The sequence below is a fragment of the Neobacillus sp. BF23-41 genome (assembly GCF_041106275.1).
This window is the reverse complement of record NZ_JBGBPR010000004.1, coordinates 215,913-230,193: the sequence shown is the minus strand read 5'-3', so window position 1 is coordinate 230,193 and position 14,281 is coordinate 215,913. Positions and strand designations below refer to the sequence as shown.

Here is a 14,281-nt window from a genome sequence, read left to right as displayed (position 1 = left end):
CGGTCACATGATTGTTACAAAACGCAAACTAATTAAAGCTAAATAGGTATTAAAAGCGCACGCTTGCGTCAATAATGACAGTAGTTGAGGAACTAGGGGTGCTTAATATGAAAGAGGAATTAAAGATTTTTTATCAAATTTTTACGACAACCAAAGATGCGATTGAAAAATTTATCAATATGTTGGATCCGGTCATTCAGAACGCTACCGATGACCATGAACGACTATATTATCATCATATTTTTGAAGAAGAGGAGCAGCGGCTTTCCCGATTAGTAGAGCTGATTCCGCTTATCAGTAAATTTGAAAAGGAAAAAGACGAGAAAGATTTTGCGCCGACCAATAATGAATTTAATCGGCTCTTGCAAGAGTTGAACCTCGAAAAATTCGGGTTACATAATTTTGTGGAACATCTCGATTTAGCCCTATTTCGCTTTACCGATGAGGAACGCAGCACGATGCTGAACCAATTACGGGAAGTCTCCTACCGGGATTATCAGCAAGTAAAGGCGATGTTATTGGAGATTAATAAACGTTTCGATAATGAATACATAGACCCGCATGCCCATCATGATCACGATCACGACCACTTAGACCGGTCTGGTACAACATCGGCTGCTGCCCCAGTCGTGTCTTCTGCTAAATATAAAAAGGGGTTTACTGTTGGGAGCTTAATTTAGGCAGTACTTACATAAGTAAATAGACTCAAACTCATACGATTTATGATGTTTGGCGGAATAAGTTGAGAACTTGGCGGAATCTCGAACAAGTTTGGCGGAATTCCTTCCAGGTTTGGCGGAATCCCCGCTCAAATCGGCGGAATAAACTCCGAAATCGGCGGAATCCCGCTAGGTTCCAAGTGCCAAAGCTGCGAATGACGGAATCCTTTTAAAGTTTGGCAGAATCCCCACTCCAATCGGCGGAATAAATCCCAGACTCAGCGGAATCCACACCTATAAAACCAACCAGAAAATAAATATAAAAAGAAGAGAGGATCGAAACATGAACAAATCGCAATTATTTCCGGATTCACCGATAACAGACCAAGAGTTCGCCCAATTAGACAAAACAGTCATCGAAACAGCACGCAGACAGTTGATAGGCCGTCGTTTTATCGAACTATATGGCCCGCTAGGACGTGGCATGCAAAGCATCTCAAATGACATCTTTATCGAAAACCAAGAAGCGAAAATGGACTTCCAAGGATCTTTTGATACCACATTCGAAACAAGTAAAAGGGTAAACCATACGATTCCTTTACTCTACAAGGATTTCATCCTATATTGGCGCGATATAGAACAAACCAAGGTACTCGATATTCCAATTGATTTTTCTCCAGCTGCAAATGCGGCCAGAGATGTCGCTAACCTGGAAGACCAGATGATCTTTCACGGGGCAAAAGAATTTGATATCCCTGGAATAATGAATGTCCAAGGACGGCTGACGCACTTGATTGGGGAATGGTATGAATCAGGAACCGCATTTCAGGATATTGTCGATGCAAGGAATAAACTGCTCGAAATGAACCATCATGGACCGTTTGCACTTGTCCTAGCACCAGAGCTTTATTCGCTAATACATCGTGTCCATAAAGATACCAATGTCTTAGAAATTGAACATATTCGTGAGCTTGTGACAGATGGCGTGTTCCAATCACCAGTTTTAAAAGGGAAAACGGGAGTGATCCTTAATACAGGACGAAATAACTTGGATCTTGCCGTATCAGAGGATTTTGATACAGCCTACATGGGCCAGGAAGGGATGAATCACCCTTTTCGTGTATATGAAACCGTAGTATTAAGAATCAAGCGTCCTGGTGCAATTTGCACACTAGAGGCAATAGGAGATTGACGCGTGAACATACGAGTTTTTACGGTTGGCTCACTCATTCCGGGTTCATTGGCGCCTGATCTGAATCCACCTGCAAGTCCCCTTTTTGAAAATGAAGAACCTAAACAGCCATCCGATGCGATTAGGGAAGAACCTCACTCTGAAAAAATAATTGTGCTCCAAGGCGAGAATAAATTCGAAATAACACCTGCTAATGGGAAGTTGCTTGATGTCGCTCTAAACCAAGGGAATCCCATCAAATACAAATGCCGTAAAGGAACCTGCGGACAATGTACCGTACAGGTCCTGCAAGGTCCAGGACTATCGAAGCCAAATGAACAAGAGCATATCAAGCTAGGGAACGAATTATCTAATGGCTATCGATTGGCTTGCCAAGCTGTCATCCTATAAATAGCAAAACGCGGTCCAGCACAAGGCGGACCGCGTTTTTATTAAGCAAATAATTGAACTAATTTATCTTCAACTGGGAATGGAAGCGAAACATTATGGTTTTTCAATTCTTTTACACTGATATCACGCACAAGTTTCAACGCTTCTTTTTTAAAGGAGCTTGTTACAAAACCTTCATTCACTTCACATAACTTTTGTAAATATTTCAATGTATCGTGCAACAGATATTGTTTAATATAAGTATTATTGAGCTGACAAATTAATTTGTGCTGTAAGCCTTTAATAACAGCAATTTGATCGACATGTACGATGACATTTGCACCATCTTGGTCGATAAAACCAACAGAAACATAATGACCTTTTGAGATATCAACATTCGTAAACACAGGGTTTAAATAGGTTTCACCTGATGATAACCTAATCGAATCAGCCTCAGCCGCACCGCCGATTTTACGTTGATTTGAAATAACCGTGTGAATATCCTTCAACCCATAAAGCATGTTAAACATGTTGTATCCCCCTCCAATATAATCTCTATAAGGTAATATTATAGATAATGAGAATCATTGTCAATGGGTGTCAGGCACCAAATTGTGGAGGTTGTTTGAAAAAAAATGAGTGAACGATCTTCTAAATGATGACAGATTGCCCTTCCAAAGAAATGCAAAACCTCTTGTAACAACATCACCATTCCTTAAACAGAGACCCTATTCTCCTTGAAGAATTGGGCTTTTTGTCTTTTCCGAACTTAAGTACTTATTGCCCTTGACCTAATATAAGGTAATATCCCGTCATAAATGCAGTGGCGAGTGAGAGAGCAGTAAGTGCTAATCAACATATACAGATTAAGACCACCCATCTTCATTCCTGAGGTTAGCAAAAATAAAATAGTAACAGTTAAAATGCATGAATTTAGCATGTTTTATAACGATATTCACCTATTATTAATATTGTAATATTTTCAAAGTTTGGTAACACTTTGGTCAAAATTTCGTCTATAATGGAGGAAGAAAAATAATAAACATCAAAGAGGGATTGATCGATGGGGAATCTTAAAAGCGGTTGGTCGAAGGGGACGTTAATTGCTGTCATTGCCGTTGTTTTTTTGTTTACAGGGATATTTGTTAGTAATTATTTTCAAGCAAAAGCTGCAGGCGATGAATCTAAAAATCATCAAAAAAATAAAGTTACGAATCTACCTGTGAAGAAAAATGTGTCAGCGGAGATGATTGTACGGAACACAAACGATTTAAAATTGGAAAAAGAATCAATAAGAAAGCAACAAGACAAAGCCGTGATATGGAGTAATCAGCAAGAACGAGAGACTAGTAAGGTGCCAAACAATCATACTACAAATAAAGCTGTGGCACACCCCACCACAAAAGATAAAACTACTTCTCAACCACCGACAAAGGAATCCATTGCAGCTCCGTCTAAACCAAAAAATACACAACCAAGAAATAGTGGTAAGAAAATTGTCTATTTAACATTTGATGATGGTCCAGCAGCTTTTTCCGATAAGATTATTGCGCTTCTTGAAAAGTATCAATTTAAAGCAACATTCTTTATGATTGATGGGAATATAAAGAGATATCCTGAAGCGGTTAAATTAATGACCAAGACAGGTGAAACGGTTGGACTACATAGTGTATCTCACAGTCAAAAGAAATTTTATAAATCTAAAGAATCAGTGCTTAGTGAATTAACCCAAAACCGTAACACCTTAAAGAAAGTGTCAGGTGTCGATTCTTTTATTATGAGAACGCCCTATGGCAGCGTACCAAACATGACAGACGAGTATAAAAAGGCCGTCAAGGAAAATGGGTATTTAATGTGGGACTGGAATATTGATAGTAAGGATTGGTACTATAAGGATAAACGCTATGTCAACAGCGTTATCGACCAAATAAACCAGAAGGAAGACCATAATGGACCGCTAGTAATCCTTTTACATGAGCGAAAGGAAACTCTTGCTTATTTGCCGTTACTTCTAGACTATTTAAAGAAACAAGGCTTTGAAGGTAAACCAATTGAAAATACTACTACTCCAATCCAATTTTGAGATAAGACAAATATCTGCAGATTTGGTAAACTAACCATATATTAAAAATTCTTTCATGTGATTTATAGTGAATATAATGGGGATCGATAATGGCCTATGATGAATAAACTATTGCAGAGCACCGGTTTCAAGAGAATATCAATTTTTGTCTTAATTGCCATTGCTATTTATGCAATGAAGTCAATGATTAATCTAATCTTACTTACGTTCATACTTACTTTTTTAATGGATCGGTTAGTCCAATTCATTGAAAGGAAAATTCCGCTTAACCGAAAGTTAATTGTTGTGATATCTTATGCGAGTATTGTGGGTTTGCTTTCTTATGGATTGGTCATGTATCTTCCAATGATTGCAGGCGAAATTACCGCATTAATCAAGCAATTAACCGCCTTTTATACAACTAAGCATGATAATATTGTACTGAATTATATAATGAGTCGAATGGAAGAAATAAAAATCTCAAGCTATTTAGAGCAAGGCTTTACCTTTGTATTTAAATATTTTACTGATATTAGTAAAATTGGTTTGCAAATTTTATTGGCTCTGTTAATGAGTTTGTTCTTCCTGTTGGAAAAGCCGCGTTTGATTGCCTTTACAAAGAAATTTAGAACCAGTAAAGTTTCACCTATTTATAGTGAAATTGAATTTTTTGGACGAAAATTTGTTGGAACGTTTGGTAAAGTGATTGAAGCCCAACTAATCATTGCTGTTGTGAACTGTATTTTGACAACCATCTCCTTATGGATCCTGGATTTCCCACAGCTTGGCGGGTTATCCATCTTGATTTTTATTTTGGGTCTTATTCCTGTTGCAGGTGTGATTATTTCATTAATTCCGCTTGCGATTATTGCCTATAGTATTGGCGGTTTGATCAAAGTCCTTTATGTCGGCATTGCCATTATGATTATTCATGGTATTGAGGCGTATATTCTCAATCCAAATTTAATGAGTTCAAAAACAAACCTTCCTGTTTTCTACACATTCATTGTCTTGATATTCTCCGAGCACTTTTTTGGTGTTTGGGGATTGATTGTCGGAATTCCCGTCTTTGTTTTCCTTTTGGATGTACTAGAAGTGACTGAGAATAAGAAGGCATAAAAAAAGCCCATTTTTGGGCTTTTTTGTTTATACTAAGTGTATGAACTGTTAGGAGGTGACTTTATGAGCGAATGTAAGTTAGACCATACCCATGAAGATGTAAAAAGTAAATACGTATCTCTTGCTGCTTTTTTGCCTGAAGATATGAAGCCATTATTTAATCAATTCTTTGAAAAAGAGCATACACAAGACCTTTTAAACGAGGTATTCCATTTGCTAAAAAAATACGATTTAGCTCCAGAAGATGAACAAGCTCACAGGAACAACCGCTTATATATGGTCCTTAAGAACGTATAATTAATAAGGGTGCCCCAATAATTGGGGTCCCTTATATTAACAAATACATGTTTTTCTTTTGACGCCAATTTTATCGCGGAGTTCGATTTTTTTTATATAATCAGTTGCTAATGGCACTTTACAAGCTGTTTGGCCGACATTCACATGAACATTGCCGATTTTTTCAGCTACCTTGATTGCCTCTTCATGTAGAGCAGTTAAATAGGCACCGGTACTTATGACAAATCCATTCATTACATAGCGGACCCGGTTTTTTTCTTCATGAATAGTTGTTTCCACCTGATGGAGGAGGTTGCGAATTTCCTCGATGTCGAGCTTTTCATCAGGAGTGATCGACAAATAATTGGCATACGTATTCCATCCGCAGACGGCAACCATTTCTTCTTCGGATTTTATCCATTCTCTTGCCAACTCAAGGGCAAAGTTACTTTCCGCCGCCACTCCGGCCACCGTATATTCTGCAAGCATATACCAATTTGCTTGCTTAACCCACTCTTGAAGTGTCTCTTTTTCCATCAATTTTGGATTCACAGAAAGTCCCGCTAAATACATGGCATCATGATTGCCGGTGTTATATAACGCTAGCGCTAATTCTTGATCCTTTTTCACATACTTCACTAGCTTTTTTAAATCGCCGACCTTTACCCCAAAGAAAGTTCCCTGTACGCCGTGATTGATAAAGGTTTTCTTTGTTTGTTCCGACCCCAGTTCAGCAAGCTTCCACATGATTTCATCTAATGTCATACTCTAACCTCCCAATACGCTGTTCATTTCTCTTATTTTATCATCTTTTTGGAAGAGTTTCCTTTTGTTGTCATTGTTAATCAAAGTTATTTATAATGAAATGAGTTGTTTTTGAAAATATTAAGAAAAGCAAAGTTTAACAAAGAAAAGAGGATACGATGGGCGAACTACTGCATTTATTAAAACGTGGCAATAAATCTGCCATGCTGGCGGCAATAATTAATACGATCATTTCAATTATAAAAGGTGTCGCTTTTATGTTTACAGGCAATGTGGCGATGTTCGCTGAAACGATGCACAGCCTCGGTGATGCTGCGAACCAGTTTTTTGTGTTTATCGGCTCCGCCTTAAGCAAGAAGGCACCGACTGAAAAATATCCAAATGGGTTCGGGCGCTTAGTGAATCTTGTTCTTTTGGGTGCTGTGTTAATTGTCGGAATTATGGCATTTGAAACCATAAAAGAAGGCTACCACCATGTTGTACATCCTACAGAGTCGGGCGGTTTTATCATTAATTTAGTAGTTTTAGCCGTTGCGACGCTTCTTGAAACGTTTGTATTATTTAAAGCAATGAAAGAGATTTTACATGAAATTGAGATTGAAGCAAGTGGGTTTCAAAATTTTACTAAAAGCTTTGCCAATATGGGTAGAGCTAAACCTGCGACAAAGCTTGTTTTCATGGAAGACCTTGTTGCAACCTTGGGCGGCTTGTTAGCGATTATTGCAGTCGTCATTTCTCACTTCACTGCATTCCATCAAATAGAGGGTTTGGCCTCGATGCTTATTGGTGGGATGATGCTCTTTGTTGTTGGAAGAGTCTTTTTGGATAATGCGGCAGGAGTCCTTGGTCAAGCAGATGAAGAGATGGAGAATAAAATCGGCACTCTTGTTATGGAGGACCCTGATGTCAAAGATGTTCAAGGGATAACTGTTATTAAAGAGGGTGAGGACCTGCATGTGGAGTTAGAAATCGAGGTCGATCCAAAATTAACGGTGGCCGCGGCTGATAATATTAAAGACCGTTTACACGAAAAGATTATGGCAGAAAAAGGTGTCGTCGATGTCACGATTGAGATTGATGAAGAAGATGACGTAATGAGTTGGAAGGCGCGCAGTGAATCAGCTGTAGATTAGTACATTTTAGATATTTTGATGTATTCCTCTAAAGGGAATGAAAAGGTTCGCGATTTTCGCGAACCTTATCTTTGCTTTTTTTCTATTGTCTAGCTCCAGCTCTTCCGCTGTTCTTATTCCCAAGGTTTATGTGAAGTCAGTACACTTGCCAACTCTTTACTGCTTTTTCTGTGTTCTTTCCGCTTTTCGGCTCTTTCTTTTCCTGTTTCAAATAGTTTTTTCTCTTCTTCAGTTTCAGGAATGATTCCTGGAACCTTTGTCGGTTTTCCATTGTCATCCAATGCAACAAATGTTAAAAAAGCAGTCGCGGCAATTTTTCTATTCCCGGACATCAGGTTCTCCGCAATAACTTTGACGAAAATCTCCATGGAAGAAGATCCTGTTGACGAGACAAACGTTTCGATACAAACTGAATCCTTCGGTGTAATTGGACTAAGGAAGTCGACCGAATCAATTGAAGCAGTGACACATTCCGCTCTGGAATGCCTTACTGCCGAAATAGAGGCAATCATATCAATATCACTGATTAACTTTCCGCCAAACAAGGTATTATGGTTATTTACATCATTAGGAAAAATCCGACTCGTTCTCACGACTCGAGATTCATTACACGTTTTTGCTTCCATCCAATCCCTCCAAGAACTATTTATTATAATTTACCCCAATCACTAACTTTCTTGTAGTTTTTAGTGAAATAGAGAAATTTATGGTACATTATTTAATATATCAATTGTGAGTCAGGAGGAACACTAAATGAGTTTGCAAGCACAGATCATGAAGGAGTTAAACATAAGTCCGACCATCCAACCGCAAGAAGAAATTCGGAAACGAATTGATTTTTTGAAAAATTACATAATCAAAACAAAGGCAAAGGGCTATGTTTTAGGGATTAGCGGCGGTCAAGACTCTACTCTTGCAGGCCGCCTCGCTCAACTGGCAGTTGAGGAGCTGCGCAACGAAGGACTGGATGCCTTGTTTATCGCTGTTCGTCTTCCTTACGGTGTCCAGCAAGATGAGGAAGATGCTAAGCGTTCATTAGCCTTTATCCGTGCAGATCGTGAGACAGTCTTTAATATCAAAACAGCCGTTGATGATGTACAAAAGGAATATGATACAAGTTATCAAGGGGCACCTTTAAGTGATTATCAAAAAGGAAATGTAAAAGCTAGGATGAGGATGATTGCTCAATATGCAATCGGGGGCATGGAGGGACTGCTTGTGATTGGAACGGACCATGCAGCAGAAGCAGTCACGGGTTTCTATACGAAGTATGGCGATGGCGGGGCTGACATTCTTCCGCTCAGCGGCTTAACCAAGCGGCAGGGGAAAGCCTTGTTAAAAGAGCTAGGTGCAGATGAACGTTTATATTTAAAAATACCAACGGCAGACTTACTGGACCAAAAACCTGGTCAGGCCGACGAAACAGAGTTAGGGATTACATATGATGAACTTGATGATTATCTGGAAGGAAAGCCAGTTTCAAAAGAGGCCGCAGAGAAAATTGAACATCGTTATCAGATGACTGAACATAAACGCCAACTACCAGCAACCATGTTTGACGAGTGGTGGAAATAAATAGACAAGAGATTGCTTAGCAAGCAGTCTCTTTTTTGCAGTAAAGAGTAACCATTGACACAAATTGCAGTGGGTCTTATATTATTATTTCTTCAGTATATCACCTGAAATTAGTAGTAACTGGTAGACGTATAAAGGAGATCGCTCAAGAGTTACGGATGGGATTATTGCCCTGCTGTCCACCATTTATTCGGTTTGGGTTATTATTGCCGGGACGGCTGATATCAAAACTTTCACCTACGGAATGATTTTGATAATGAGCGGAATCCTCTTTTATGGACCACTTTGGGGAAGAAAAATGCCAACAAAGGTAGAATAAGAAGAAATTTTATCAGCATAATAAATTTTTAACCTGTCAGAAGTTCTCTGATAGGTTTTTTTTTTATAAAAAAGGGTAAAATAATTTTAATTTCGTTCACATCTTTTCCTTTGACAGAAGCGAATCTGTGTAATATGATTAAATCCGATAAAAACAATCTGAATTAGGGGGTTTCACCAGTGAAAAAACTTACTATTATTTTTGCACTCTTATTAAGCTTTATGTTTGTACTAGCAGCATGCGGCAAGGATAATGCCGATAAAGATAATAAAAAAACTGATAACAAAACTGCTGAAAAAGCAGATAATGATTTATTGAAAAAGGTAAAAGATGAAGGAACACTTTTAATTGGAACAGAAGGTACATATCCTCCATTCACTTTCCATGATACTAGTGGCAATCTAACTGGATTTGATGTGGATCTTGCGACTGAGGTGGCTAAACGTATCGGGGTTAAACCTGAATTTAAAGAAACCCAGTGGGATGCGATGTTTGCTGGATTAGATGCGAAGCGTTTTGATATAATTGCTAACGAAGTTGGGATTCGTCCAGACCGTCAGGAAAAGTATGATTTCTCAGACCCATATATTACTTCAGCAGGTGTCCTGATTGCCCATAAAGATAATGATAAGGTTAAAGCATTTGAAGATATTAAAGGATTAAATGCAGCTCAATCGATGACAAGTAACTACGCAGATATGGCAAAGAAATATGGAGCTAAGATTGTTGGAGTGGATGGTTTCCAGCAAGCAGTTGAGCTCCTTGCTCAAAAACGTGTGGATGTGACCATTAACGATAAGCTTTCATTTTTAGACTATAAAAAGCAAAAGCCAGATGCGCCAATCAAGGTTGTTGCAACCGCAAATGATGCTTCTTCAAGCGGCTTTATGTTTAGAAAGAAAAGTGACACACTTGTTGACGAAGTGAATAAAGCGCTAAAAGATATCGTCGACGATGGCACTTACAAAAAAATCTCTGAGAAATGGTTTGGTGAAGATGTACTTAAATAGTATTTTTGCTGACCCAGAGAGAACGGCAAGGTTAATCGATATTGCAAAAACTTCCCTCCAGCCACTGCTGGAGGGTGCTATTATGAATACCATTCCATTAACAATCGTTTCGTTTATCATTGGGATTATTCTGGCGGTGTTAACGGCTCTTGCCCGAATTTCTCAGGTTAAATTCTTTCAAGGGATTGCCAGATTTTATGTTTCGGCGATTCGTGGAACACCATTGCTTGTTCAGTTATTTATTATTTTTTATGGACTTCCTAATATCGGAGTTACCTTAGATCCATTTATATCCGCGGTGATTGGTTTTTCTCTAAGTGTTGGGGCCTATGCTTCAGAAATCATTCGGGCAGCGATTATCTCCATTCCTAAGGGCCAGTGGGAAGCCGGTTATTCGATTGGAATGACCTATACTCAGGCGTTAAAAAGAATCATTCTTCCGCAGGCAGCAAGAGTATCCATACCGCCATTATCGAATTCATTTATTAGTCTTGTAAAAGACACTTCTCTTGCGTCAGTTGTCCTTGTAACAGAGATGTTTCGCCGGGCCCAAGAAATTGCTTCAACAACCTATGAATTTCTATTGGTATACGTAGAGGCAGCGCTTCTTTATTGGGTCATTTGCTTTTTCCTTTCGATCTTGCAAGGATACTTGGAAAAGAGAATGGACCGGTACACGTCTTAATGAGGGAGTTTTACGATGATTTCAATTAAAGGATTATATAAGCAATTTGGTCAATTAGAGGTGTTAAAAGGGATTGACCTCGTCGTTGAAAAAGGAAAAGTGGTCGTTGTCATCGGTCCATCGGGATCCGGTAAGACAACGATGCTCCGTTGTTTGAATGTGTTGGAAACTCCGACAAAAGGTGTTATTTCCATCGAAGGTCAAAGTTTGGATTTTTCTAAAGCTGTACCTAAAAAACAAATTTCCTCGTTTCGGCGCCTAACTGGAATGGTTTTTCAAAGTTATAATCTCTTTCCTCACAAAACAGCTATTCAGAATGTCAAGGAAGGGCCAATCATTGTAAAAGGCGAGGGGAAAGAGGCTGCAAGGAAAAAAGCACAAGCATTACTTGAAAAAGTGGGCCTTGGTGATAAAATTGATTACTTTCCCGCCCAGCTCTCCGGTGGTCAGCAGCAGCGTGTCGGCATTGCCCGGGCACTAGCAATGGAACCAGAGGTAATGCTCTTTGATGAGCCGACGTCCGCACTTGATCCTGAACTGGTTGGTGAAGTATTGAAGGTCATGAAGGACCTTGCTAGGGAGGGAATGACAATGATCGTTGTTACCCATGAAATGCGCTTTGCCCGCGAAGCGGCCGATGAAGTCATTTTCATGGACCAAGGTGTGATTGTCGAGAGGAACAAGCCAGAAGAAATTTTCACCAATCCAAAAGAAGAACGAACAAGGAAGTTCTTGAATATGATTCAATAAGGTGTTGTAGCCATGTGCTATGGCACTTTTTTATTTTAAAGTGAAAATGTTCATAGATTCTTCTTAATAGCACGGCAGGTCTTCGACAAGCATTATCGAAGTATAAAATAAAACCGGTAAATTTTAATAAAAAAGTGAAACTTTTCCATAATCTAACCGTATTTAAGGTAGATACATAGAAAGGATGATGCTTATGGATGAGGAGTGGTGGTTACGTAGCAAAAAATGAAAAAATGCCTTTTATATGAATGAAAAGGATTGATGCGCATGGAACCATTTAGCATTCCTTTAGAAACGATTTATTTATATGGGTTAATCATTTCCGGGGTATTAACCTTAATTTATGTCTTGTTTGCCGATGTCTTTCATTTTCATGGGTTTGGTGACGGACTCGATTTTCTTAACCCAGTCTTGATTTTCGCTTTCATAACCATCCTATCGGCAAGCGGTTATTTATTTGAGCGACTTTCTTCATTACATTATTTACTCATTTTAGGCATCTCGGCTGCTGCATCCTTGATTGTGGTGACGTTATTAAATGTCTTTGTTCTTGTCCCGCTGTCGGGTGTGGAGGAGTCACTAGTCTATAAAGAATCAGATTTGCGTGGCCGGACTGGGACAGTAATTACCACCATCCCTGTTGACGGGTATGGGGAAGTAATGATTGACAGTACAAGCGGCAGAATTGCCAAGCCAGCATCAAGCTTTGATGGGGACACGATTCCAAGCGGTACGAATGTCCTTGTGGTCCAAGTAGAAAATGGTGTCCTGCAAGTAACGGTTCATCATCAATTAGAGAGTTTTTTATAGGGAGGTTTTAGGAAATGGAATTTAACATTATCTGGGTTATTATTGGGATTGTTGCACTTATTTTTCTAGCTTTAATTGGCGTTTTTATTACCAAGTACAGAACTGCAGGGCCGGATGAGGCCTTGATTGTGACAGGAAGCTTCCTTGGCAACGGAAATGTCCATGTGGACGAATCCGGAAACAAAATCAAAATTATCCGCGGCGGCGGTACGTTTATTTTACCAGTCTTCCAACAGGCAAAACCACTCAGCTTGCTATCTAGTAAACTAGAAGTAACGACTCCAGAGGTCTATACTGAGCAAGGTGTTCCGGTCATGGCCGATGGGGTAGCGATTATTAAAATCGGCGGTTCGATTAGTGAAATTGCGACTGCTGCCGAGCAGTATCTTGGAAAGCCAAGGGAAGATCGCGAAAGTGAAGCCAGGGAAGTTCTTGAAGGCCATCTACGCTCGATCCTTGGCTCAATGACCGTAGAAGAAATCTATAAAAATCGCGATAAATTTTCACAAGAGGTTCAAAGAGTTGCCTCACAAGATCTGGCTAAAATGGGCTTAGTGATTGTCTCGTTTACGATTAAGGATGTTCGCGATAAAAATGGATATCTTGATTCCCTTGGGAAACCGCGTATCGCTCAAGTTAAACGAGATGCCGATATTGCCACAGCTGAAGCGGATAAAGAAACCCGTATTAAAAAAGCAGAGGCTTCTAAGGAAGCAAAGCGGAATGAGTTAGAGCGGGCCACAGAAATTGCTGAGGCGGAAAAAATCAATCTTTTGAAAATTGCCGAGTACCGCCGTGAACAAGATGTCGCCAAAGCACGTGCTGACCAAGCCTACGACCTAGAAAGTGCACGTTCGAAACAAGAAGTAATGGAACAAGAAATGCAAATCAAGATTATCGAAAGACAGAAACAAATTGAATTGGAAGAAAAAGAAATTCAACGTCGCGAACGTCAATACGATTCGGAAGTGAAGAAAAAGGCGGACGCCGACCGTTATTCTGTGGAACAATCGGCTGCCGCAAATAAGGCAAAAGAAATGGCAGAAGCAGAAGCAAATAAATATCGAATCGAAGCAATGGCTAAAGCGGAAGCAGAGCGGATTCGATTGGATGGTCTCGCCAAAGCGGAAGCGCAAAAGGCACAGGGTTCGACGGAAGCAGAAATTATTCGCTTAAAAGGTTTAGCAGAAGCCGAAGCCAAGGAAAAAATTGCCGAAGCATTCGAGCAATTCGGCCAAGCGGCAATCCTAGACATGATTATCAAAATGCTCCCAGAATATGCGAAGCAAGTCGCTGCCCCCTTATCCAATATTGATAAAATTACGGTTGTCGATACGGGCGGCTCTGGAGCGAATGGCGGTGCCAATAAAATCACCAGTTATGCAACTAATTTAATGGCTAGTCTTCAAGAATCATTAAAAGCATCAAGCGGGATTGATGTTAAGGAATTAATTGAAAACTACTCTGGCAAGTCGAATGTAAGAAAAAGCATTGAGGAATTGACAGATGAAGTGAAGAAAAAAGCAGAATAAGAAAAAAAATCCTTATCGATGGCGA

Annotated in this window: 16 protein-coding genes and 1 pseudogene; 14 read left to right on the top strand and 3 right to left on the bottom strand. The window is 39.5% G+C overall.

Features of this window, described 5'->3' with window-relative positions:
- The first annotated feature begins 107 nt into the window (after positions 1 to 107).
- From AB7942_RS09230 to AB7942_RS09220, 3 genes are all read left to right on the top strand, one after another.
- A complete protein-coding gene (locus AB7942_RS09230; RefSeq protein ID WP_369446604.1) occupies positions 108 to 680 on the top strand; it encodes an IMEF encapsulin system ferritin-like cargo protein in 573 nt (190 codons plus the stop codon).
- A 322-nt stretch (positions 681 to 1,002) separates the two neighbouring features.
- Positions 1,003 to 1,851 carry a family 1 encapsulin nanocompartment shell protein gene (locus AB7942_RS09225; RefSeq protein ID WP_168245639.1) on the top strand — a complete coding sequence of 283 codons (849 nt, stop codon included), beginning with the start codon at positions 1,003 to 1,005 and terminating at the stop codon, positions 1,849 to 1,851.
- Between the two features lie 3 nt (positions 1,852 to 1,854).
- Entirely contained in the window at positions 1,855 to 2,241 is a 387-nt protein-coding gene (locus AB7942_RS09220; protein WP_369446603.1) for a 2Fe-2S iron-sulfur cluster-binding protein, read from the top strand.
- 41 nt (positions 2,242 to 2,282) lie between these two features.
- On the opposite strand, the gene AB7942_RS09215 is transcribed toward AB7942_RS09220, so the two are convergent.
- Positions 2,283 to 2,750 (bottom strand): hypothetical protein, encoded by a 468-nt coding sequence (locus AB7942_RS09215; protein WP_088089541.1) that lies wholly within the window; start codon positions 2,748 to 2,750, stop codon positions 2,283 to 2,285.
- A 533-nt stretch (positions 2,751 to 3,283) separates the two neighbouring features.
- Here AB7942_RS09215 and AB7942_RS09210 point away from each other — a divergent pair.
- From AB7942_RS09210 to AB7942_RS09200, 3 genes are all read left to right on the top strand, one after another.
- Positions 3,284 to 4,303, top strand: coding sequence for a polysaccharide deacetylase family protein (locus tag AB7942_RS09210; protein WP_369446602.1), 1,020 nt, complete (start codon positions 3,284 to 3,286; stop codon positions 4,301 to 4,303).
- Between the two features lie 96 nt (positions 4,304 to 4,399).
- Positions 4,400 to 5,401 carry an AI-2E family transporter gene (locus AB7942_RS09205; RefSeq protein ID WP_088089539.1) on the top strand — a complete coding sequence of 334 codons (1,002 nt, stop codon included), beginning with the start codon at positions 4,400 to 4,402 and terminating at the stop codon, positions 5,399 to 5,401.
- Positions 5,402 to 5,464: 63 nt separating this feature from the next.
- Positions 5,465 to 5,698, top strand: coding sequence for a group-specific protein (locus AB7942_RS09200; protein WP_088089538.1), 234 nt, complete (start codon positions 5,465 to 5,467; stop codon positions 5,696 to 5,698).
- Positions 5,699 to 5,734: 36 nt separating this feature from the next.
- Here the strand turns inward: AB7942_RS09200 and AB7942_RS09195 are convergent, their stop codons facing one another.
- Complete coding sequence (locus AB7942_RS09195; protein ID WP_369446601.1) at positions 5,735 to 6,442, bottom strand: DNA alkylation repair protein; 708 nt, start codon at positions 6,440 to 6,442, stop codon at positions 5,735 to 5,737.
- Positions 6,443 to 6,600: 158 nt separating this feature from the next.
- Between AB7942_RS09195 and AB7942_RS09190 the strand changes: the two genes are divergently transcribed.
- Complete coding sequence (locus tag AB7942_RS09190; RefSeq protein ID WP_369446600.1) at positions 6,601 to 7,575, top strand: cation diffusion facilitator family transporter; 975 nt, start codon at positions 6,601 to 6,603, stop codon at positions 7,573 to 7,575.
- Positions 7,576 to 7,688: 113 nt separating this feature from the next.
- Here the strand turns inward: AB7942_RS09190 and AB7942_RS09185 are convergent, their stop codons facing one another.
- Entirely contained in the window at positions 7,689 to 8,201 is a 513-nt protein-coding gene (locus tag AB7942_RS09185) for an acyl-CoA thioesterase (protein ID WP_369446599.1), read from the bottom strand.
- 127 nt (positions 8,202 to 8,328) lie between these two features.
- On the opposite strand from AB7942_RS09185, the gene nadE reads away from it, so the two are divergent.
- The 7 genes and pseudogenes from nadE (at position 8,329) to AB7942_RS09155 (ending at position 14,256) form a co-directional block, all read left to right on the top strand.
- Positions 8,329 to 9,150, top strand: a complete 822-nt coding sequence (gene nadE, locus AB7942_RS09180; protein ID WP_369446598.1) for an ammonia-dependent NAD(+) synthetase — start codon at positions 8,329 to 8,331, stop codon at positions 9,148 to 9,150.
- An 86-nt stretch (positions 9,151 to 9,236) separates the two neighbouring features.
- A pseudogene (locus AB7942_RS30535) lies at positions 9,237 to 9,469 on the top strand (hypothetical protein); the annotation flags it as partial.
- Positions 9,470 to 9,648: 179 nt separating this feature from the next.
- Positions 9,649 to 10,479 carry an amino acid ABC transporter substrate-binding protein gene (locus AB7942_RS09175; protein ID WP_306298972.1) on the top strand — a complete coding sequence of 277 codons (831 nt, stop codon included), beginning with the start codon at positions 9,649 to 9,651 and terminating at the stop codon, positions 10,477 to 10,479.
- The gene (locus AB7942_RS09170; protein WP_369446597.1) at positions 10,466 to 11,164 is read left to right on the top strand and encodes an amino acid ABC transporter permease; all 699 of its coding nucleotides are present in this window, start codon (positions 10,466 to 10,468) and stop codon (positions 11,162 to 11,164) included. Before AB7942_RS09175 ends, AB7942_RS09170 begins: the two co-directional genes overlap by 14 nt.
- 15 nt (positions 11,165 to 11,179) lie before the next feature.
- The gene (locus AB7942_RS09165; protein WP_369446596.1) at positions 11,180 to 11,914 is read left to right on the top strand and encodes an amino acid ABC transporter ATP-binding protein; all 735 of its coding nucleotides are present in this window, start codon (positions 11,180 to 11,182) and stop codon (positions 11,912 to 11,914) included.
- 267 nt (positions 11,915 to 12,181) lie between these two features.
- Positions 12,182 to 12,724: an NfeD family protein gene (locus AB7942_RS09160; protein ID WP_369446595.1), complete on the top strand. Its 543-nt coding sequence runs from the start codon at positions 12,182 to 12,184 to the stop codon at positions 12,722 to 12,724.
- Between the two features lie 14 nt (positions 12,725 to 12,738).
- Positions 12,739 to 14,256: a flotillin lipid rafts scaffold protein FloT gene (locus tag AB7942_RS09155; protein ID WP_335399163.1), complete on the top strand. Its 1,518-nt coding sequence runs from the start codon at positions 12,739 to 12,741 to the stop codon at positions 14,254 to 14,256.
- Positions 14,257 to 14,281: the final 25 nt, after the last annotated feature.

Excerpts from the sequence above, each read along its gene's own strand:
- AB7942_RS09205 (WP_088089539.1), top strand. The coding sequence starts at position 4,400 with ATGATGAATAAACTATTGCAGAGCACCGGTTTCAAGAGAATATCAATT.
- AB7942_RS09210 (WP_369446602.1), top strand. The coding sequence starts at position 3,284 with ATGGGGAATCTTAAAAGCGGTTGGTCGAAGGGGACGTTAATTGCTGTC.
- nadE (WP_369446598.1), top strand. The coding sequence starts at position 8,329 with ATGAGTTTGCAAGCACAGATCATGAAGGAGTTAAACATAAGTCCGACC.
- AB7942_RS09225 (WP_168245639.1), top strand. The coding sequence starts at position 1,003 with ATGAACAAATCGCAATTATTTCCGGATTCACCGATAACAGACCAAGAG.
- AB7942_RS09200 (WP_088089538.1), top strand. The coding sequence starts at position 5,465 with ATGAGCGAATGTAAGTTAGACCATACCCATGAAGATGTAAAAAGTAAA.
- AB7942_RS09215 (WP_088089541.1), bottom strand. The coding sequence starts at position 2,750 with ATGTTTAACATGCTTTATGGGTTGAAGGATATTCACACGGTTATTTCA.
- AB7942_RS09165 (WP_369446596.1), top strand. The coding sequence starts at position 11,180 with ATGATTTCAATTAAAGGATTATATAAGCAATTTGGTCAATTAGAGGTG.
- AB7942_RS09185 (WP_369446599.1), bottom strand. The coding sequence starts at position 8,201 with ATGGAAGCAAAAACGTGTAATGAATCTCGAGTCGTGAGAACGAGTCGG.
- AB7942_RS09160 (WP_369446595.1), top strand. The coding sequence starts at position 12,182 with ATGGAACCATTTAGCATTCCTTTAGAAACGATTTATTTATATGGGTTA.
- AB7942_RS09170 (WP_369446597.1), top strand. The coding sequence starts at position 10,466 with ATGTACTTAAATAGTATTTTTGCTGACCCAGAGAGAACGGCAAGGTTA.
- AB7942_RS09230 (WP_369446604.1), top strand. The coding sequence starts at position 108 with ATGAAAGAGGAATTAAAGATTTTTTATCAAATTTTTACGACAACCAAA.
- AB7942_RS09155 (WP_335399163.1), top strand. The coding sequence starts at position 12,739 with ATGGAATTTAACATTATCTGGGTTATTATTGGGATTGTTGCACTTATT.
- AB7942_RS09190 (WP_369446600.1), top strand. The coding sequence starts at position 6,601 with ATGGGCGAACTACTGCATTTATTAAAACGTGGCAATAAATCTGCCATG.
- AB7942_RS09195 (WP_369446601.1), bottom strand. The coding sequence starts at position 6,442 with ATGACATTAGATGAAATCATGTGGAAGCTTGCTGAACTGGGGTCGGAA.